The 18,449-nt window shown below is 68.9% G+C and carries 19 protein-coding genes; 9 read left to right on the top strand and 10 right to left on the bottom strand.

The window, feature by feature from the left end; genetic code table 11:
• Window positions 1-108: 108 nt before the first annotated feature.
• The 6 genes from B3E91_RS19410 to B3E91_RS19385 form a co-directional block, all read right to left on the bottom strand.
• A complete protein-coding gene (locus tag B3E91_RS19410; protein WP_287031049.1) occupies window positions 109-2,328 on the bottom strand; it encodes a xanthine dehydrogenase family protein molybdopterin-binding subunit in 2,220 nt (739 codons plus the stop codon).
• Window positions 2,325-3,326 (bottom strand): FAD binding domain-containing protein, encoded by a 1,002-nt coding sequence (locus tag B3E91_RS19405; RefSeq protein ID WP_287031048.1) that lies wholly within the window; start codon window positions 3,324-3,326, stop codon window positions 2,325-2,327. Before B3E91_RS19405 ends, B3E91_RS19410 begins: the two co-directional genes overlap by 4 nt.
• Window positions 3,323-3,844, bottom strand: a complete 522-nt coding sequence (locus B3E91_RS19400) for a (2Fe-2S)-binding protein (RefSeq protein ID WP_287031047.1) — start codon at window positions 3,842-3,844, stop codon at window positions 3,323-3,325. The genes B3E91_RS19405 and B3E91_RS19400 overlap by 4 nt, the downstream gene beginning before the upstream one ends.
• Before the next feature lie 654 nt (window positions 3,845-4,498).
• Window positions 4,499-5,083, bottom strand: a complete 585-nt coding sequence (locus tag B3E91_RS19395; protein ID WP_287031050.1) for a nucleotidyltransferase family protein — start codon at window positions 5,081-5,083, stop codon at window positions 4,499-4,501.
• Window positions 5,080-6,108, bottom strand: coding sequence for an XdhC family protein (locus B3E91_RS19390; protein WP_287031046.1), 1,029 nt, complete (start codon window positions 6,106-6,108; stop codon window positions 5,080-5,082). Before B3E91_RS19390 ends, B3E91_RS19395 begins: the two co-directional genes overlap by 4 nt.
• Before the next feature lie 91 nt (window positions 6,109-6,199).
• Complete coding sequence (locus B3E91_RS19385; RefSeq protein WP_287031045.1) at window positions 6,200-6,751, bottom strand: DJ-1 family glyoxalase III; 552 nt, start codon at window positions 6,749-6,751, stop codon at window positions 6,200-6,202.
• A gap of 264 nt (window positions 6,752-7,015) precedes the next feature.
• On the opposite strand from B3E91_RS19385, the gene B3E91_RS19380 reads away from it, so the two are divergent.
• Window positions 7,016-8,308 carry an NCS2 family permease gene (locus B3E91_RS19380; RefSeq protein WP_273230134.1) on the top strand — a complete coding sequence of 431 codons (1,293 nt, stop codon included), beginning with the start codon at window positions 7,016-7,018 and terminating at the stop codon, window positions 8,306-8,308.
• Between the two features lie 334 nt (window positions 8,309-8,642).
• Entirely contained in the window at window positions 8,643-9,731 is a 1,089-nt protein-coding gene (gene trmA, locus B3E91_RS19375; RefSeq protein WP_287031044.1) for a tRNA (uridine(54)-C5)-methyltransferase TrmA, read from the top strand.
• A 33-nt stretch (window positions 9,732-9,764) separates the two neighbouring features.
• Here the strand turns inward: trmA and B3E91_RS19370 are convergent, their stop codons facing one another.
• Window positions 9,765-10,376: a Yip1 family protein gene (locus tag B3E91_RS19370; RefSeq protein ID WP_090226121.1), complete on the bottom strand. Its 612-nt coding sequence runs from the start codon at window positions 10,374-10,376 to the stop codon at window positions 9,765-9,767.
• A gap of 240 nt (window positions 10,377-10,616) precedes the next feature.
• On the opposite strand from B3E91_RS19370, the gene B3E91_RS19365 reads away from it, so the two are divergent.
• From B3E91_RS19365 to B3E91_RS19345, 5 genes are all read left to right on the top strand, one after another.
• Window positions 10,617-11,054 carry a DUF411 domain-containing protein gene (locus B3E91_RS19365; protein ID WP_273230129.1) on the top strand — a complete coding sequence of 146 codons (438 nt, stop codon included), beginning with the start codon at window positions 10,617-10,619 and terminating at the stop codon, window positions 11,052-11,054.
• Window positions 11,055-11,216: 162 nt separating this feature from the next.
• A complete protein-coding gene (locus B3E91_RS19360) occupies window positions 11,217-11,864 on the top strand; it encodes a protoglobin domain-containing protein (RefSeq protein ID WP_273230127.1) in 648 nt (215 codons plus the stop codon).
• Window positions 11,865-11,921: 57 nt separating this feature from the next.
• Window positions 11,922-12,575, top strand: coding sequence for a GGDEF domain-containing protein (locus tag B3E91_RS19355; protein ID WP_287031043.1), 654 nt, complete (start codon window positions 11,922-11,924; stop codon window positions 12,573-12,575).
• Between the two features lie 67 nt (window positions 12,576-12,642).
• The gene (ypfJ, locus tag B3E91_RS19350) at window positions 12,643-13,500 is read left to right on the top strand and encodes a KPN_02809 family neutral zinc metallopeptidase (RefSeq protein WP_273230124.1); all 858 of its coding nucleotides are present in this window, start codon (window positions 12,643-12,645) and stop codon (window positions 13,498-13,500) included.
• 44 nt (window positions 13,501-13,544) lie between these two features.
• The gene (locus tag B3E91_RS19345; RefSeq protein ID WP_273230122.1) at window positions 13,545-13,895 is read left to right on the top strand and encodes an endonuclease domain-containing protein; all 351 of its coding nucleotides are present in this window, start codon (window positions 13,545-13,547) and stop codon (window positions 13,893-13,895) included.
• Between the two features lie 375 nt (window positions 13,896-14,270).
• On the opposite strand, the gene B3E91_RS19340 is transcribed toward B3E91_RS19345, so the two are convergent.
• The 3 genes from B3E91_RS19340 to B3E91_RS19330 form a co-directional block, all read right to left on the bottom strand.
• A complete protein-coding gene (locus tag B3E91_RS19340; protein WP_287031042.1) occupies window positions 14,271-14,864 on the bottom strand; it encodes an HAD family hydrolase in 594 nt (197 codons plus the stop codon).
• On the bottom strand, window positions 14,861-15,730 hold the full coding sequence (tesB, locus tag B3E91_RS19335) for an acyl-CoA thioesterase II (protein WP_090226113.1): 870 nt from the start codon (window positions 15,728-15,730) through the stop codon (window positions 14,861-14,863). Before tesB ends, B3E91_RS19340 begins: the two co-directional genes overlap by 4 nt.
• A gap of 86 nt (window positions 15,731-15,816) precedes the next feature.
• Window positions 15,817-16,380, bottom strand: coding sequence for a GNAT family N-acetyltransferase (locus B3E91_RS19330; RefSeq protein WP_287031041.1), 564 nt, complete (start codon window positions 16,378-16,380; stop codon window positions 15,817-15,819).
• 276 nt (window positions 16,381-16,656) lie between these two features.
• Here B3E91_RS19330 and B3E91_RS19325 point away from each other — a divergent pair, with 276 nt between their 5' ends.
• Together B3E91_RS19325 and B3E91_RS19320 are read left to right on the top strand one after the other, a co-directional pair.
• The gene (locus B3E91_RS19325; RefSeq protein ID WP_287031040.1) at window positions 16,657-17,898 is read left to right on the top strand and encodes a zinc-dependent alcohol dehydrogenase; all 1,242 of its coding nucleotides are present in this window, start codon (window positions 16,657-16,659) and stop codon (window positions 17,896-17,898) included.
• A gap of 65 nt (window positions 17,899-17,963) precedes the next feature.
• Window positions 17,964-18,449: NAD(P)/FAD-dependent oxidoreductase (locus B3E91_RS19320; protein ID WP_287031039.1), on the top strand; the 486-nt coding region annotated here is incomplete at its 3' end.

Raw genomic sequence — 18,449 nt, 5'->3', positions numbered from 1 at the left:
CCACAAGTCCCGCAAGCTGCGCCTGGCGCACCCTACGCATAGCGGTGTCACGCTTCACCGATCTACCGGGCGGTGTCATGCCACACCCCACCCCACCTCGACGAATGCCTATAACAGCTTGTCCAGCGTGATCGGCAGCTCGCGGATGCGTTTGCCGGTGGCGTGGTAGATGGCGTTGGCCACCGCCGAAGCGACGCCGACGATGCCGATCTCGCCGACACCTTTCGAGCCGAGCGCGTTGACCACGTCGTCGTTTTCCTCGACGAAGATCACGTCGATATCGTGGATGTCGGCGTTCACCGGGATGTGGTACTCGGCAAGACTGTGATTCATGTAGCGCCCCAGGTTGTGGTCGATCTGGGTTTCCTCCTGCAGCGCCATGCCGATGCCCCAGACCACGCCGCCGAGTATCTGGTTGCGCGCCATCTTCGGATTGACCACGCGGCCGGCGGCGATGGCGCTGACTACCCGGCTGACCTGAATGCTGCCCAGCGCCTCGTCCACCTTCACTTCGACGAACACCGCCGAGTGCGTCGCAGTGGCGAACTTGTCGCGTTTCTCATCCGGCTTGGCGTCGGCCTGGGCTTCCAGCGGGCCGCTGGCAGCGAGCACCTCGGCGATGGCCAGGGCGGTGTCCGGCGACTCGCGCAGGCGCAGCTGGCCGTCGACGAACTCGACCTGCTCCAGCGTCGCCCCGGCGAAGGGCGACTGCGGCAGGCGCTGCGCCACCTCGAAGAGCTTGCCCTGCAGGGCCGCGCAGGCCTGCTGCACGGCGGTGCCCACCGAGGACACGGTGAACGAGCCGCCCTGCAATGGCGCGGTCGGCAGGCTCGAATCGCCGAGCTTGAATTCCACCTGCTCCACCGGCAGCCCCATCGCGGCGGCGGCGATCTGCGTCATCACCGTGTAGGTGCCGGTGCCGATATCGGTGGTGGCGCTGCTCACCGTCAGCGTGCCGTCGGCGGCCAGCGCGGCCTTGGCGCTGGCCGGGTTCTGCATCGCCTCCCAGACGCCGGTCGCCATGCCCCAGCCGACCAGCTGGTGGCCGTCGCGCATGCTGCGCGGCTCCATCGAGCGCCGGTCCCAGCCGAAGCGCTCGGCGCCCTGTGCGTAGCAGGCGCGCAGCTCCTTGCTGGAATACGGCTTGCCCTCGTTCTGGTTGGTATCGGCGAAATTCAGCAGGCGCAGTTGCAGCGGATCGATGGCGGCCGCGCAGGCCAGTTCGTCCATCGCGCACTCCAGGGCGAACACGCCCTCGGCGGCGCCCGGCGCGCGCATGTCCAGCGGGGTGAACACGTCCAGCGGAACCATCTGGTAGCCCAACCGCACATTGTCGCAGTGATAGAGCATGCCGGACCACTCCACCACGTGTTCGGTGAAGTCCTCGAAGCGCGAGGTCTGGGCGAAGGCGTCGTGGGTGATCGCCTGCAGCGTGCCGTTGGCCGCGCACCCCAGGCGCAGGCGCTGCAGCATCCGCGGCCGGTAGCCGAAGGTGAACATCTGCTGGCGGGTCAGCGTCACCCGCACCGAGCGCTTCAGCATCAGCGCGGCCATCACGGCCAGCGGCAACTGGTACTGCGGGCGCAGGCCGGAGCCGAAGGCGCCGCCGACGAAGGGCGCGAGGATGCGCACCTTTTCCTTGTCCAGCAGGAACACGTGCTGCACGTATTGCTGGCTGTTCTGCGGTCCCTGGGTCTTGTCGTAGATGAGCAGGCTGCCGTCGTCCTGATAGAGCACCGTCGAGGCATGCGGCTCCATCGGGTTGTGGTGCTCGATGGGCAGCTCGTATTCTAGCTCGATGCTCAAGGCGGCACCGAGCAGCGCGGCCTCGGCGTCACCGCGCGGTTCGGGCAGTTCGGCCGGGGCCGCGTGGGCCTGGTCGAGGGCCGCGACCAGATCGGTCTGGTGCGCCTCGGCGGCGTACTCGATGGTCACCAGCGAGGCGGCATGCCGGGCGATCTCCAGGTTGTCGGCCACCACCAGCGCCAGCGGCTGGCCGCTGTAGAGCACGCGGTCGTTGAACAGCGGGCGGAAGGCCGAACCCTCGGCGGAGTCCATGTCCTCGTAGCTGTCGTCGTCGGCCGCCAGGCGCGGGCGGCTCAGGTGGGTCAGCACCAGGTGCACGCCGGGAACCGCCTCGGCGGCGGCGCTCTCGATGGACAGCACGCGGCCGCGGGCGATGGTGCTCGACACCACGCTGCCGTAAAGCAGCCCGGCCTGGTTGAATTCACCGGCATAACGCGCCTGCCCGGTGACCTTCAGCGGGCCGTCGACGCGGTCCAGTGGCCGACCGAGCGGCGACGAATCCGGTTGGGCGTGGGCGTTCATGGGCGGCCTCCCTGATGCTGGATGGAATGGGCGGCATCGCCCAGGGCGCGGACGATGGCGCGGCGTGCCAGTTCGATCTTGAAGCCGTTGTGCGCCAGCGGGCGGGCACCTTCGAGCAGCAGATCGGCAGCGAGGGCGAAGGCTTCGTCGCTGGCTGGCTTGCCAATCAGCACCTCCTCGGCCTCCTGCCTGCGCCACGGTTTGTGGGCGACGCCGCCGAGGGCGAGGCGCGCCGCGCGGATGTTGCCGCCGTCCAGCTCCAGCGCCGCGGCGACGGACACCAGGGCGAAGGCGTAGGAGGCCCGGTCGCGAATCTTCAGGTAACGGCTGTGCGCGGCGAAGCCTTCGGCCGGCAGTTCGATGGCGAGGATCAGCTCGTCGTCGGCCAGCACGTTGTCGCGCTCCGGCGCGTCGCCGGGCAGGCGATGGAAATCGGCGAAATCGATGCGCCGCTCGCTCTGCGGTCCGGCGACGATCACCACCGCTTCCAGCGCGGCCAGCGCCACGCACATGTCCGACGGGTTCACCGCGACGCAGTCGTCGCTGGCACCGAGCACCGCGTGGATACGGTTGAGCCCGTCCTTCGCCGGGCAGCCGCTGCCGGGCTCGCGCTTGTTGCACGGCACGCCGGCGTCGTAGAAGTAGTAGCAACGGGTGCGCTGCAGCAGGTTGCCGCCGGTGCTGGCCATGTTGCGCAGTTGCGGTGAAGCACCGGCGAGAATCGCCTGGGCCAGCAGCGGATAGCGCTGCTCGATGCGCGCGTCCCAGGCCAAGTCGGCGTTGCTCACCAGCGCGCCGATGCGCAGGCCGCCGCTGGCTGTGGCGTCGATACCGCGCAGCGGCAGGCCGTTGATGTCGATCAGCCGCTCGGGGCGGGTGACGTTTTCCTTCATCAGGTCGAGCAGGTTGGTGCCGCCGGCGATGAAGCGCGCGTTCGGCCCGGCGAGGCGTAGCGCCTCGTCCACCGCGGCCGGTTTGCTGTAGGCGAAGGGATTCATGCGCCGCCCTCCCCACGCGTGGCCGGCAACGCCTCCTCGATGGCATCGAGGATGTTGTTGTAGGCGCCGCAGCGACAGAGGTTCCCGCTCATCAGCTCGCTGATTTCTTCGCGGCTCTGCGCACGCCCTTCGCGGGCCAGACCGACCGCCGAGCAGATCTGCCCGGGCGTGCAGTAGCCGCACTGGAAGGCATCGTGTTTGACGAAGGCCTCCTGCAACGGATGCAGCTGGTCGCCGTTGGCGAGCCCTTCGACGGTGGTCAGCTCGCGGCCGTCGAGCATCACCGCCAGGGTCAGGCAGGCGTTCACCCGCTTGCCGTCCAGCAGCACGGTGCAGGCGCCGCACTGGCCGTGGTCGCAGCCTTTCTTGCTGCCGGTCAGGTCGAGCTGTTCGCGCAGCAGGTCGAGCACGGTGGTCCAGGGCAGCACGTCGAGGTGACGCGGCTGGCCATTGAGAACGAGGGAAATCGAATGGGCGGCAGGATCGCTGCGGCCCTCGCGAAGGGAGGTGGCGCTCATGGGTGCCTCACGGTCTGGTCTGCATTCGCGCCCGGCGGCGGGCACTCGCTGCGCGGTGTTCCGCGTCTAGGAGGTACGACGCAGCCAGATCCGGAAATGTTCAGCGCAGGCGAGGAGCGGTATCGATCCGGCGGGCTCACGCAACGCCATGCGCCGGTGCGCGTGGCGCACCCTACGAAAATCACCCTGTCGTCACCCGCAGGTGGCGCCATGCGCACCACATGGGCTGCGCGACCCTCGTAGGGTGGGCTTCAGCCCACCGACACGCCGATGCCCCAGGCGGGCACGCTGGTGGGCTGAAGCCCACCCTACCCGGATCCGTGGGGAGGCTGGAGCCCGCCCTAGGCGAGCCGGTCGCCGGGGCGATCGATGTCGCGCAGAGGCGTAGGCGAGCTCGTAGGGTGGGCTTTAGCCCACCGACACGCCGATGCCCCGGGCGGGCGCGCTGGTGGGCTGAAGCCCACCCTACCCAGATCCGTGGGAGGCTGGAGCCCGCCCTAGGCGAGCCGGTCGCCGGGGCGGTCGATGTCGCGCAGAGGCGTAGGCGAGCTCGTAGGGTGGGCTTTAACCCACCGACACACAGATGCCCCAGGCGGGCACGCGGGTGGGCTGAAGCCCACCCTACCCAGATCCGTGGGGAGGCTGGAGCCCGCCCTAGGCGAGCCGGTCGCCGGGGCGGTCGATGTCGCGCAGGACGGCGGGATCGTCCAGGGCCAGGCGCTGCACCGCGTCGCCCTGGAACAGCGTCTGCGCGCCGCGTTCGCCGTCCAGTGCCAGCAGTTGCTCGCGATGGGCGCTGCCGATGCCACGCGGATGGCCGAGTTGGTTCTGGTAGACCGGCGCGACCAGGCCCTGCGGGCGGATCGCCTCCGCCACCGCCAGCAGCGTGTCGCGCCGCACGTAGGGCATGTCGCCGAGTGCCACCAGCCAGCCCTGCTCGGCCGGATGCGCACGCACCGCCTGGGCCAGGCTGTGACCGAGGCCGTTGGTTTCCACCACCAGCAGGCTGCAGGGTTGCCCGCGCAGGCGCTCGATCAGCGCGGCGTTGTCGGCGCGGACCACCACCACCAGCTCCTCGGCGACGCCCTGCAGGGTGTGCAGCGCGGCCAGCAGCACCGGTGTGGAATACGGATCGCCCGCCCGGCTCGGCGCCAGCAGCTTGTCGCTGTCGCTTTCCGCGCGATAGCGGCTGCCCACGCCGGCGGCGAGCAGCAGGGCACGAACGCCACCCCGCATCAGGCGGACTTCAGTCGCGCCGCGCCAGGCCGCGCCGCCTCAGCCCCCACCGCATCCAGCCCGGCCTGGCGACCCGGCTGGGCAACCCGCGCGCCGTTCTTCAGGGCGACGATCTCGGCCATCAGCGAGAGGGCGATTTCCGCCGGCGTGCGGCTGCCGATGGGCAGGCCGATCGGCCCGTGCAGGCGGCCCACGTCGACGGCGTCGAGGCCCAAGGAAATCAGCCGTTGCTTGCGTTTCTCGTTGTTCGCCCGCGACCCCAGCGCGCCGACGTAGAACGCCTCGGAGCCGAGCGCGGTGAGCAGCGCCATGTCGTCCAGGCGTGGATCGTGGGTCAGCGCGACGATGGCGGTGTGCGCATCCGGCTCGGCGGCGAGCACGGCATCGTCGGGCATGCCGGGCAGGAAGCGCACCCGCTCCAGCGGCCAATCGTGGGCATAGGCCTCGCGCGGGTCGCAGATCAGCACCTCGAAACCCAGCGTGTGCGCCAAGTCGGCGACGTAGCGCGACAGCTGCCCGGCGCCGATCAGCAGCAACCGCCAGGCCGGGCCGAAAGGTGCCACGAGGAGCTCGCCGTCGAAGTGCAGCGCCTGCTCGCGGCCGATCGGCGCCAGCGTGACGGCGCCGCTGCGCAGGTGCAGGTGCCGGGCGACGCGTTCGTGGGCCTCGCAGCGTTGCAGCAGCTCGTCGATCCAGCCGGCGTCTCGCAGCGGCTCCTGCACCAGCCGCAGCGTGCCACCACAGGGCAGGCCGAAACGCGCCGACTCCTCCTTCGTCACGCCATAGGTGATCAGCGCGCAGCGCGCCTGTTCGTCGACCCGCAGCGGCAACCGCGCCAGCAGGTCGTCTTCGATGCAGCCGCCGGATACCGAACCCTCGACCCGTCCGTCGCCGCGCAGGGCGAGCAGCGACCCCACCGGGCGCGGCGCGCTGCCCCAGGTTTCCACCACGCTGTAGAGCACCACCTCATGGCCTTCGCGGAGCCAGTCGCGGGCGCGCCGCAGTACCGTCAGATCGACGCCATCCATTCGTTTCGCCTCATCATTCACTCGATACCGATCGGAGCGCCGGCCTGTCTTCACTGACCCGCCGGGGGGCGCGCGAGTTCGACCAGGCACCTCAGCGCAGCAGCATCGCCTCGCCGACCTTGCGCCGCGCCGCCCTGCCGGACAGGCGCTCGACCAGGGTCAGGGCGAACTCCAGCGCCGCCGCCGGGCCCTGGGCCGTGGTCAGATTGCCGTCGACCACCACCGCCTGGTCGACGAACACGCAGCCGGACAACCGATCGCTGAACGCGGGGTAGCAGGTCATCCGCCGCCCCTTGAGCACGCCGAAGGGTTGCAGCGCGAGGGCCGGCGCCGCGCAGATCGCGGCGAACTCGAGGCCGGCGGCGGCCTGCTGGCGGACCCGCTCGGCCAGCGGCAGGTGCGCGCCGAGTCGCTCCGCACCCACCGCGCCGCCGGGCAGCACCAGTAGGTCGAAATCCTGCGCCAGCACGTCGAGCAGCATCGCATCGGCGGTCAGCCGGCTGCCGCGCGCGCAGGTGAACATCCGCCGCGCCTCCACGCTGGCCATCACCACCTCGATCTCGGCGCGGCGCAGCACGTCGAGGACGGTTACGGTTTCCAGGTCTTCCACGCCGTCGGCGACGGCCAGCAGGGCTCGGGGCATAGGCACCTCCAGAAGTCGATAGGGCGAGGGTACCGCGTTCCCCCGGCGCGCTGCGCGGGTTTGCGCGCTGACGCGCCCGACGCGGCGTCCGGCGGGCTCGCCAGGCCGATCCACGGGCGGTGATTTCGGCTACCGTTTTGCTATGATTCGCGCCGTTTTGCTGACCGACCGGGCAACTTCCCGAGGCCGCCGAACCCATCGCGGCGCCCACGCACCGCATCCACGAGCATCAAGCGCGCCTGCAGAGCGCGTCGGGAGATCGCCATGCTGGAACGACTCTTTCAACTCAAGGCACACAACACCACGGTGCGCACGGAGATCCTCGCCGGGGTCACCACCTTCCTGACGATGGCCTACATCCTCTTCGTCAACCCGAGCATCCTCGGCGAGACGGGCATGGACAAGGGCGCGATCTTCGTCGCCACCTGCCTGGCCGCGGCCATCGGCTCGGCGATCATGGGCCTGATCGCCAACTACCCGATCGCGCTGGCGCCGGGCATGGGCCTGAACGCCTTCTTCACCTACACCGTGGTGCTGCACATGGGCCACACCTGGCAGGTAGCGCTCGGCGCGGTGTTCCTCTCGGCCTGCATGTTCTTTCTGCTCTCGATCTTCCGAATCCGCGAATGGATCATCAACAGCATCCCGCTGGAACTGCGCTCGGCGATCGCCGCCGGCATCGGCCTGTTCCTCGCCCTGATCGGCCTGAAGGAAGCCGGCATCGTCGTCGCCAACCCGGCCACGCTGGTGGGCATGGGCGACCTGGCGAAGCCGGAAGCGGTGCTGGCGATCCTCGGCTTCTTCCTGATCGTCGCCCTGGAGGCGCGCAAGGTGACCGGCGCGGTGCTGATCGGCATCCTCGTCACCACCGCGGCCGGTATCGCCCTGGGCGTCTCGAGCTTCGGTGGCTTCGTCTCGATGCCGCCGTCGCTGGCGCCGACCTTCCTGCAACTGGACATCCGCGGTGCGCTGGACATCGGCCTGGTCAGCGTGATCTTCGCCTTCCTCTTCGTCGACCTGTTCGACAACTCCGGCACGCTGATCGCGGTGGCGAAGAAGGCCGGCCTGATGCGCAAGGACGGCTACATGCCGAAGATGGGCCGCGCGCTGATCGCCGACAGCAGCGCGGCGATGGTCGGCTCACTGCTCGGCACCTCGACCACCACCAGCTACATCGAGTCCGCCGCCGGTGTCAGCGCCGGCGGGCGCACCGGGCTGACCGCCATCGTGGTGGCGGTGCTATTCCTCTTCGCGCTGTTCTTCTCGCCGCTGGCCGGCAGCGTGCCCGCCTTCGCCACCGCCCCGGCGCTGCTGTTCGTCGCGGTGCTGATGACCGCCGGCCTGGCCGAGATCGACTGGGACGACATCACCGTCGCCGCGCCGGTGGTGATCACCGCGCTGGCCATGCCGCTGACCTTCTCCATCGCCAACGGCATCGCCTTCGGCTTCATCGCCTGGACCGCGATCAAGCTGCTCGCCGGCCGCGGCCGCGAGCTGAACTCGGCGCTGGTGGTGCTCTCGATCCTCTTCGTGATCAAGCTCGGCTGGTATCCGTAAGGAACGCCATGCGCACCGCAACGCCGCGTCGTTCCGACCATACGGTGCGCGCGGCGCACCCTACGGGGCCGCGTACCGGGTCGGGTTCGACCGAACAGACCCACGAATTCATCCCGCTATCGGCCGTAGGGTGCGCCATGCGCACCGCAGCGCGGTGTCGCTCCGACCGGGCGGTGCGCGCGGCGCGCCCACGGTGGCGAGGCGTACCGGGCGGGTTTTCAGCCCGTCATGCGCCGGCGATGCCGCGGGCTACCGTTCCACGACAAAGCCGCCCCCGCCGTCCTGGCGAATCCGTACAATAGCCGCCCGATTTCCGCGCCCGCCTGAGTGATCCATGAGCTCCGTCCCTCTCGATTCCGCCGCCTACGCCCAGCAACTCACCGAAAAGACCGCGCGCCTGCGCGAGCTGCTGGCACCGTTCGATGCGCCCGAACCGCAGGTGTTCGACTCGCCCCTGCAGCACTACCGGCTGCGCGCCGAGTTCCGCCTGTGGCGGGAAAACGAGGAGCGCTTCTATGCGATGTTCGAGAAGGGCGACAAGTACACGCCGATCCTGATCGAGGATTTCCCCATCGCCAGCGCGCGGATCAACGCGCTGATGGCGCCGCTCAAGGCTGCCTGGCAGGCCAGCACGGCGCTGTCGTTCAAGCTGTTCCAGGTGGAATTCCTCACCACCCTGGCCGGCGACGCGCTGATCACCCTGGCCTACCACCGGCCCCTGGACGACGCCTGGCAGGCGGCGGCGGGACAGGTCGCGGCCGACCTGCAGGTCAGCCTGATCGGCCGATCGCGCGGTCAGCGCATCGTCATCGGGCGGGATTTCGTCGAGGAGGAACTGGAGGTCGCCGGGCGGCGCTTTCGCTATCGCCAGCCCGAGGGCGCCTTCACCCAGCCCAACGGCACGGTGAACGGCAAGATGCTCGCCTGGGCCTACGAGGCGCTGGGCGAGCGCGACGACGACCTGCTGGAGTTGTACTGCGGCAACGGCAACTTCACCCTGCCGCTGGCGACCCGAGTGCGCAAGGTACTGGCCACCGAGATCAGCAAGTCGTCGGTGTACGCGGCGCTGGCCAACCTCGCCGACAACGCCATCGACAACGTTACCCTGGTGCGGCTGTCGGCCGAGGAGCTGACCCAGGCGCTGAACGGCGTCCGCCCGTTCCGCCGCCTGGCAGGCATCGACCTGGCGAGCTACGACTTCGGCAGCGTGTTCGTCGACCCGCCGCGCGCCGGCATGGACCCGGACACCTGCGAGCTGACGCGGCGCTTCGAGCGCATCCTGTACATCTCGTGCAACCCGGAAACCCTGGCGCAGAACATCGCGCAGCTGCACGACACCCATCGCGTCGAGCGCTGCGCGCTGTTCGACCAGTTCCCCTGGACGCACCACATGGAGTCCGGCGTGCTGCTGGTGCGGCGCTAAGCGGCCGGTCCGCCACCTATCGTCGATACGGGCTCAGCCGAGGAACAGCCGGCCGATACCGAAGTTCGAGCCCACGCTCCAGATCAGCACGGTCAGCGCCAGCAGGGCCTCGAGCACCAGCACGCCGATGCCGAGGGTTCCGCTGGAGAGGATGAAACCGTCCTTGCGCGGAATCTGCAGGAACGACGGAATCCCCAGATACAGCAGATAGGCCGTGTAACAGAGGGCCACGCAGCCCACCAGGATGCACAGCCAGATCAGCGGATAGAGCAGCACCGCGCCGGCGAGGAACAGCGGCGTCGCCACGTAGCCGGCGAACACGATGCAGCGGTCGACGCTGGGGCGCTCCGGATAACGCTCGGCCATGCGGAAGATGACGTTTCCCATCACCGCGATGGCGGCGAGGATCATCAGGTAGAAGCCGGCACCCAGGGCGACGGCGACGGGTAGCGACACCTCCGACGTCTGCATGTCGCCGAGCTTCCAACCGATCTGGGTGGTACCGATGAAGGCGCAGACCACCGGTATCAGCGCCATCAGCAACACGTGATGGGCATACAGGTGGATGACGGTTTCGCCTTCGGTGTTGATCTGGGCCCATTCGCGGGTCGGACGGGACAACAGTCCCCATACGTGATTGATCATCGCGCTCCCTCCTCTCCCGCCCCTTACGGGGCTGTGTCGAGACCGCGCCGGCGGGGTGTCGACGACGGAATCTGTAATTGAGAGTAGACCCACCTGCGATGGTTCGTCGCACCCTTTGACGGCCGATGAAGCGCATTTCGGCAACAGGCGGTCACACCTTCGCCGCCTCGGCCTGCGCCAGGCCAGTCCCGGACGCCACCGGGCGCGCTATCCTGCGCGCCTCACCTCAGGAGACTCACCATGCGCGCATTTCCCCTGCTCGCCGCGCTGCTCGTCGGCAGCGTCGCCCAGGCCGCCGAGCCGGTGGCCATCGACGTCTATCGCGACCCCAACTGCGGCTGCTGTACGTCCTGGATCAAGCACCTGGAGCAGAACGGCTTCAGCGTGCGCGACCACATCGAGAACGACATGCCGGCGCTGAAGACCCGCCTCGGCGTGCCGCACGCGCTCGGCTCGTGCCACACCGGGGTGATCGACGGCAAGTTCGTCGAGGGCCACGTGCCGGCGAAGGACGTGCTCGCCCTGCGCCAGCGCGCCGACCTGGCCGGCATCGCCACGCCGGGTATGCCGATGGGCTCGCCGGGAATGGAAATGGGCGAGCGCAAGGACGCCTATCAGGTGATCGGCGTGGGCACCGACGGCAAACAGAGCGTAGTGAGCGACTACCCGGCCCATTGACCGGCGTCAAACAGGTGGCTCGGGGTGTTTCCTTTCGTCAGGAACCGACCGTTCGGGCACGCGCAGAGGCGCGAACGCTGGTGTAGATTCGCGCGCTTTGCATGATGGCGCTTCGCCTAGGCGCGCAACGCTTCCGTCCTCTCGCAGTGATCGGACCCACCCATGACAGCCGATGTTCTCGCTCCCCTGGCCGCCGACTGGGGCGCCCTTTTCGACCGCTACGACGCCACCCTCTGCCGAACCGTCGGCGCGCTGATCGACGCGCACGCCGAATCGCTTGCCGAACGGTTCTACCAGCACATGGGTGACGACAGCCACGCCGGGCAGTTCCTCGCCCACCAGCGCGTCGAGGAACACCTCAAGCCGTCCATGCGGCGCTGGCTGCAGGAGATGTTCGCCCTGCGCAACCGCTCCGACGTTCCCGAACTGATCGAACTGCAGAAACGGATCGGCGAAATCCATGCGCGGGTCGACATCCCGATCAGCCTGGTGATGCGCGGCGCGCGCTTCCTCAAGGCAGCGATCTTCCTGCAACTGGGCAGCGCCAGGCTCGGACGCGCCCAGCTCGACGCCATCACCTTCGTCAGCGAGAACATCGACATCGCCCTGGAGGTCATGAGCCAGGCGTACTCCCTGGCGCATCAGCGCAACGCGCGCTCCGAGGAGGCCTACCGGATGTTCTCGGTATCGCAGAACATCGGCACCGAGCGCGAACGCCAGCGCGCCGGCCTGCTCGACTGGGAAAACCAGCTGATGTACGACATCGCCCTCGGTGCCCAGGCCGGGCAGTTGCAGCCGCTGCTGCAGTAGGACTTCGGCCTGTGGTTCAAGCACAAGGCGACGCATGCCTTCCAGGACGCGGTGGAGATGAGCGCCATCCGCGAACACGTCGACCGTATCGAGCGCTGCATCGCCCACTTCCAGCCGGAGGTGGGCAAGTTGCGGCAATTGCGCGAGCTTCGCGAATCCACCCGCGTGGTGCGCTACCTGCTGGACACCCTGTTCGCCCGCGCCGGCGAACTGGAGGTCGGCCGCGACAGCCTCACCCAGATGCTCAACCGCAAGTTCCTCAGTGTCGTCCTCAACCGCAAGATCGCCCTCGCGCGCACCACCCACAGCCCGTTCGCGGTGCTGATGGTCGACATCGACCACTTCAAGAGCGTCAACGACCACCTCGGCCACGAAGCCGGCGACCTGGTGCTGCAACAGGTCGCCGCGATTCTCTCCAGTTGCATACGCGGCGGTGACTACGCCTTCCGCTACGGCGGCGAGGAGTTCCTGCTGATCCTCGTCGACACCACCGAAGCCACCGCCATGACCCTCGCCGAACGGGTGCGCCGGCGAGTCGCCGAGGAAGTCTTCCAGCTCGCCGCGAACCGCACGATCCGCACCACCGTCAGCCTCGGCGTGGCCCTGCACGACGGTCATCCGGACTTCCAGCGCACCCTGCGCCGCGCCGACCAGGCGCTCTACCAGGCGAAGAACGAAGGCCGCGACCGAGTGGTGCTGGCCTGCGACTGAACGTCATCGCGCCGCGCGCGTCCTAGCATGAAGCGCCGGACTCACCGGCCTTCAAGGAGATCCGGCAATGCGTTGGCAAAGGGCGAGAAGAAGCGAAAACGTGACGGACGGCCGCTCCGGTGGAAGCGGCCTGCGCATCGGTGGCGGGCTGGGCCTCGGGGGCATCGTCGCGGTGGTGGTGATCAGCCTGCTGATGGGCCAGGACCCGCTGCAGATCCTCGGCCAGCTCTCCGGCCAGGGCTCGCAGGTCGAGCAGAGCCAGCCCGCGGACGGCCGCGCCGATCCCCAGGTGGACTTCGTCAGCGCGATCCTCGGCGATACCGAAGACACCTGGGCCGCCCTCTTCGCCACCGGCGGAGGCCAGTACCGCCAGCCGGAACTGCGCCTGTTCAGCGGCGGCACCAACTCCGCCTGCGGCTATGCCTCCTCGCAGGTCGGCCCGTTCTACTGCTCGCTGGACCAGAAGGTCTACCTGGACCTGGGTTTCTTCCGCGAACTGGAACAGCGCTTCAAGGCCGCCGGCGACTTCGCCCAGGCCTACGTGATCGCCCACGAAGTCGGCCACCACGTACAGAACCTGCTGGGCGTTCCCGCCACCGTGGACGCCGCGCGCCGCAGCGGCCAGCCGATGGAAGGCGCCACCGGGCTCTCGGTGCGCCAGGAGTTGCAGGCGGACTGCTACGCCGGCGTCTGGGCCTTCCACGCGCAGAAGCGCCTCGACTGGATGGAACCCGGCGACCTCGAAGAAGCCCTGAACGCCGCCAGCGCCATCGGCGACGACCAGTTGCAGCGCAAAGGCCAGGGCCGCGTGGTGCCCGACTCCTTCACCCACGGCACCTCGCAACAGCGCGTGCGCTGGTTCAAGGCCGGCTTCGAAAGCGGCTCGCCGGACAGCTGCGATACCTTCGAGGCGAAAGCGTTGTGAACATCGGCTAGGTTTTCAGGATCGCCACGGGAGCAAGGATGCTCATGGACCTGTTACTGAACAGCAAGATCCTGAGAAGCCGGATGACCGACGCCGAGCTAGTGCTGTGGCGTCAGCTGCGCGGCCACCGCTTTCTCGGCCTCAAGTTCAAGCGGCAGAAGCCCATGGGGCGTTACATCGTCGACTTCGTCTGCCTGGAGCATTTCCTCATCATCGAGGTGGACGGCGGCCAGCATCAGCAGGCGTCGGACAAGGACGCCGCGCGCGACCGCTATTTCGAGGAACGCGGCTTTCGCGTGCTGCGCTTCTGGAATCACGAGGTGTTGCGGGAAACGGAGGCGGTGCTGGAGCGTATACGGCTGACGCTGCTGGAAGGCTTCAGCCCTCTCCCGTAAACGGGAGAGGGAGCTGCCCGTGCGGGCTCGGCGCCACGACGTGGACTCGGCAGCTCTTCGATTTGGCGCGCGCCCCTCTCCCATTCATGGGAGAGGCCGGGGAGAGGACCATTGCACCGAATCATCCCCACCATCCCCAAGCACCCACTCTTTAGCGCCCAGCCAGCACCGCACTCCATCACCCACCCCGCACCACCCCCTCTCCCATTCATGGGAGAGGGCCGGGGAGAGGGGCCGTTGCCCCAGATCATCCCAGCCATAACCAAGCACCAAACACCCAGTAGCCCAGCCCAGCACCACACTCCATCACACACCCCGCACCACCCCCTCTCCCATTCATGGGAGAGGGCCGGGGAGAGGGGCCTTTGCCTCGGATCAGCTCCCCAACCCCGCCAGCACCTCCGCGCAATCGCGCACGAAGCCGTCGCTCCATTCCGGCCAGGGGTTCTCCGGCTGGTTCACCAGCAGCGCATGCGCGCCGGCCGCGCGGGCGCATTGGAGGTCCATGCGGTGGTCGCCCACCATCACCAGCGCGCCGGGGGCGACGCCCCAGCGTTCGGCCAGGTGCAGCAGGCCGCCGGGGTGGGGTTTGGGCGGGGCTTCGTCGCGACCGAGGATATCGTCGGCGGCGAAGCAGTCGTCGAGGCCGATCGCCTGCAGGGTCACCAGCGCCAGCTCATGGGCGTTGCGGGTGAGGATGCCGAGCCGGCAGCCGCGCTCGCAGAGGGCGCGCACCAGCGCCACCGCGCCCACGGCCGGGCGTGAGGCGAGCGCCAGTTCGCGCTCGTGGTCGAGCAGCCAGGCGCGCTTGCGCGAGGCCGCCTCGGCGGGCAGCGCCGCCAGGTGATGGAGGATATCGTCTTCCGCGGGGATACCCAGCTCGCGGCGGATGAAGGCGAAGTCGTGCACGGCGACGGTCAGGGTGCCGTCCATGTCGAACACCCAGTGGCGCGCCTCGCCCAGCGTCACTTCCAGTCCTCGCGCTGGCGGATCAGCCCCTCCTGCGCCACCGAGGCCACCAGCTTGCCCTGCTGGTTGTACACGCTGCCGCGGTTGAAGCCGCGCCCGCCGCCGGCCCAGGGGCTGTCCATGACATACAGCAGCCACTCGTCCGCACGCAGGTCGTCGTGGAACCACAGCGCGTGGTCGAGGCTCGCCACCTGCATGAACTTCTGCCACACGGACACTCCATGCGGGCGCAGCGACGTGGTCAGCAGGCCGAAGTCCGAGGCGTAGGCAAGGATGTACTTGTGGATCGCCGGGATGTCCGGCAGCGCGCCGTCGGCGCGGAACCAGACGTGCTTGACCGGCTCGCTGGAGACCGGCAGGAAGGGGTTGCCGACGTGCACCGGGCGAATTTCCACCGGCCTGCGGCTGACCGCCTTCTCGCGCATGCGCGGCGGCAGCTGGTCGACGATCTCCAGGGCCAGTTCGGTTTCCGACTTGAGGCCCTCGGGGCCGGGCACGTCGGGCATCTGTGACTGGTGCTCGAAGCCCGCTTCGCGGACCTGGAACGACGCGCTGCAGGTGAAGATGGTCTGGCCCTTCTGCACCGCGGTGACGCGGCGGGTGGTGAAGCTGCCGCCGTCGCGCACGCGGTCGACGCTGTAGACCACCGGCAGGCTGGCGTCGCCGGGACGCAGAAAGTAGCCGTGCAGCGAATGCACGGGGCGGTCCGGGTCGACCGTCTGGCTGGCGGCGGACAGCGACTGGCCGAGTACCTGGCCGCCGAACAGCTGGCGGAAGCCGAGGTCCTGGCTGACGCCGCGGAACAGGTTTTCTTCGATGGTTTCCAGGCTCAGCAAGGCGACCAGGTCGTCCAGTACTTGGCTCATTGTTTCGCTCCTCGATCAGCCTCAGGCACGGTTCAGGGCTCGCGCGGCCCGTTGCCGCCATGGTAATGGGTTTACCGGCGCCGCGGTCATTCCCGCCGCCATTCTCCGGCGCGCAGACGATAGAGCTGGTGGTGGCGCAGCCGGTGATCGCGCGGCAGGTGCGGGTGCTCGAAGTCCGCGGCCGGGTCGCGGCGCATGCCCAGGCGCTGCATCAGGCCCAGGGAATTGCAATTGTCCGGCACGGTGAAGGCGACCACTTCCTCGAGGCCCAGCTCATCGAAGGCGTAATCGAGCACGCGCTCGGCGCCTTCGTAGGCGTAGCCCAGCTCCCAGTGCGCCTGGGCCAGCCGCCAGCCGATCGCCACGGCGGGAGCGAACGCGGCGGAAAAATCCACCACCTGAAGGCCGACGTAGCCGATGAAGGATTCCTCCCCCGGCACCTCCAGCGCCCACCAGCCGTAGCCGTGCTCGGCGAAGTGCGCCTCGATGCGCGCGGCCAGCGCATCGCTCTGCTCGCGGTCCAGGCAGGCGGGGAAGTACGCCATCACCTGCGGATCGGCGTTCATCGCGGCGAACGGCGCGCGGTCCTCGGGCATCCAGGGACGCAGGATCAGGCGTTCGCTGCGCAGGCTGGGAACGGGGTGTGGCATACGGATTCCTCGGCGACGGTGCCCGACATCGGACCGCCCGGTCGATCGGAGATTCGCCTCCTCAGCGGCGTTTGGGCACGCCGCCGGGCGGCCCGCCTCCGCCGTCGCCCGCTGCACGCGCACGGCATCAGCGCTGCGCTCCGCGCCGAGCCCACTCGTCCGTCCGCCTGAACCAAAGCCCGCCGTCAGCCCTATCAACTAGGGAATGCCGCGCTGCCGCCGCCGCCGAACGCGGCGTCACGCGCAGACGCGTCCTACCCAGAACGAGGAAAAGCCATGCAAGCCCTGACCTATCACGGTGCCCGCGACGTTCGCGTGGATAACGTCCCCGACCCGGTCATCCAGGCCCCCGACGACATCATCCTGCGGGTGACGGCCACCGCCATCTGCGGCTCCGACCTGCACCTGTATCGCGGCAAGATGCCGGCCATGAAGAGCGGCGACATCCTCGGCCACGAATTCATGGGCATCGTCGAAGAGGCCGGGCCGGCGGTCACCGCGGTGAAGAAAGGCGACCGCGTGATCGTGCCTTTCGTGATCGCCTGCGGCGACTGCTTCTTCTGCCAGATGAACCTGCACGCCGCCTGCGAGACGACCAACCCGGACCGCGGCGCGATCATGAACAAGAAATCGATCCCCTCCGGCGCCGCGCTGTTCGGCTACAGCCACCTGTATGGCGGCATGCCCGGCGGCCAGGCCGAGTTCGTCCGCGTGCCCAAGGCCAACGCCGGCCCGTTCAAGGTGCCGGACACGCTCGACGACGAGCAGGTGCTGTTCCTCACCGACATCCTCCCCACCGGCTACCAGGCCGCGGTCAATGCCGGCGTGGGCCGGGGCTCCAGCGTGGCGATCTTCGGCGCCGGCCCGGTCGGGCTGATGGCCGCCGCCAGTGCCCGCCTGCTCGGCGCCGAGCAGATCTTCATGATCGATCACCACCAATACCGGCTGGACTTCGCCCGCCAGGCCTACGGCGTGGTGCCGATCAACTTCGACGAGCAGGACGACCCGGCGGAGGTGATCATCCAGGCCACACCCGGCATGCGCGGGGTCGATGCGGTGATCGACGCGGTCGGCTTCGAGGCCAAGGGCAGCACCACCGAGACCATCCTCACCAACCTCAAGCTCGAAGGCTCCAGCGGCAAGGCACTGCGCCAGTGCATCGCCGCCGTGCGCCGCGGCGGCGTGGTCAGCGTGCCTGGCGTCTACGCCGGCTTCATCCACGGTTTCCTGTTCGGCGACGCCTTCGACAAGGGGCTGACCTTCAAGATGGGCCAGACCCATGTGCACGGCTTCCTACCGACGCTGCTCGGACACATCGAGAGCGGCGAGCTGAACCCGGAAATCATCATCACCCACCGCCTGCCGCTGTCCAGGGCCAGCGACGGCTACAAGATCTTCAACGACAAGCAGGAGGACTGCCGCAAGGTGATCCTCGTCCCGGAAACCGCGCCGCAGTTCAGCGCCCGCCCGTTCACCGATGCCGCACCCGGCACGCCCGGGGTCTCGCCGCTGGGTTGAGGCGCCGTGCCGGGCGGGGCGAAGCCGGTTAGAATCGGCGCCTTTCTTCCGCGCCAGGACCGACCATGCCCGCCACCTCCGTCCCCCGCGTCGCCATCGTCGGCGGCGGTCCGTCCGGGCTGATGGCGGCCGAAGTGATCAGCGCCGCCGGCATCGCGGTCGATCTTTACGACGGCATGCCGTCCCTCGGGCGCAAGTTCCTCCTGGCCGGCGTCGGCGGCATGAACATCACCCACTCCGAGGCGCGCGAGGCATTCCTCTCGCGCTACGGCGAACGCCGCGAGGCGATTTCCGCGCTGCTCGCCGATTTCGACGCCGACGCCCTGCGCGCCTGGATTCACGGCCTGGGCATCGACACCTTCGTCGGCAGCTCGGGCCGCGTCTTCCCCACCGACATGAAGGCCGCGCCGCTGCTGCGTGCCTGGCTAAAGCGCCTGCGCGAACAGGGCGTGCGCCTGCACACCCGGCAGCGCTGGCTGGGCTGGAACGAGCGCGGCGCGCTGCGCATCGCCACCGCCGAGGGCGAGCAGGCGCTGCACGCCGACGCCACG

It is taken from the genome of Pseudomonas sp. UBA6310, from assembly GCF_002438225.1.
GTDB classification, from domain to species: Bacteria; Pseudomonadota; Gammaproteobacteria; order Pseudomonadales; family Pseudomonadaceae; genus Pseudomonas_O; species Pseudomonas_O kuykendallii.
Note: the sequence above shows the minus strand (reverse complement) of the source record. Positions and strands in the feature narration are given on the sequence as shown.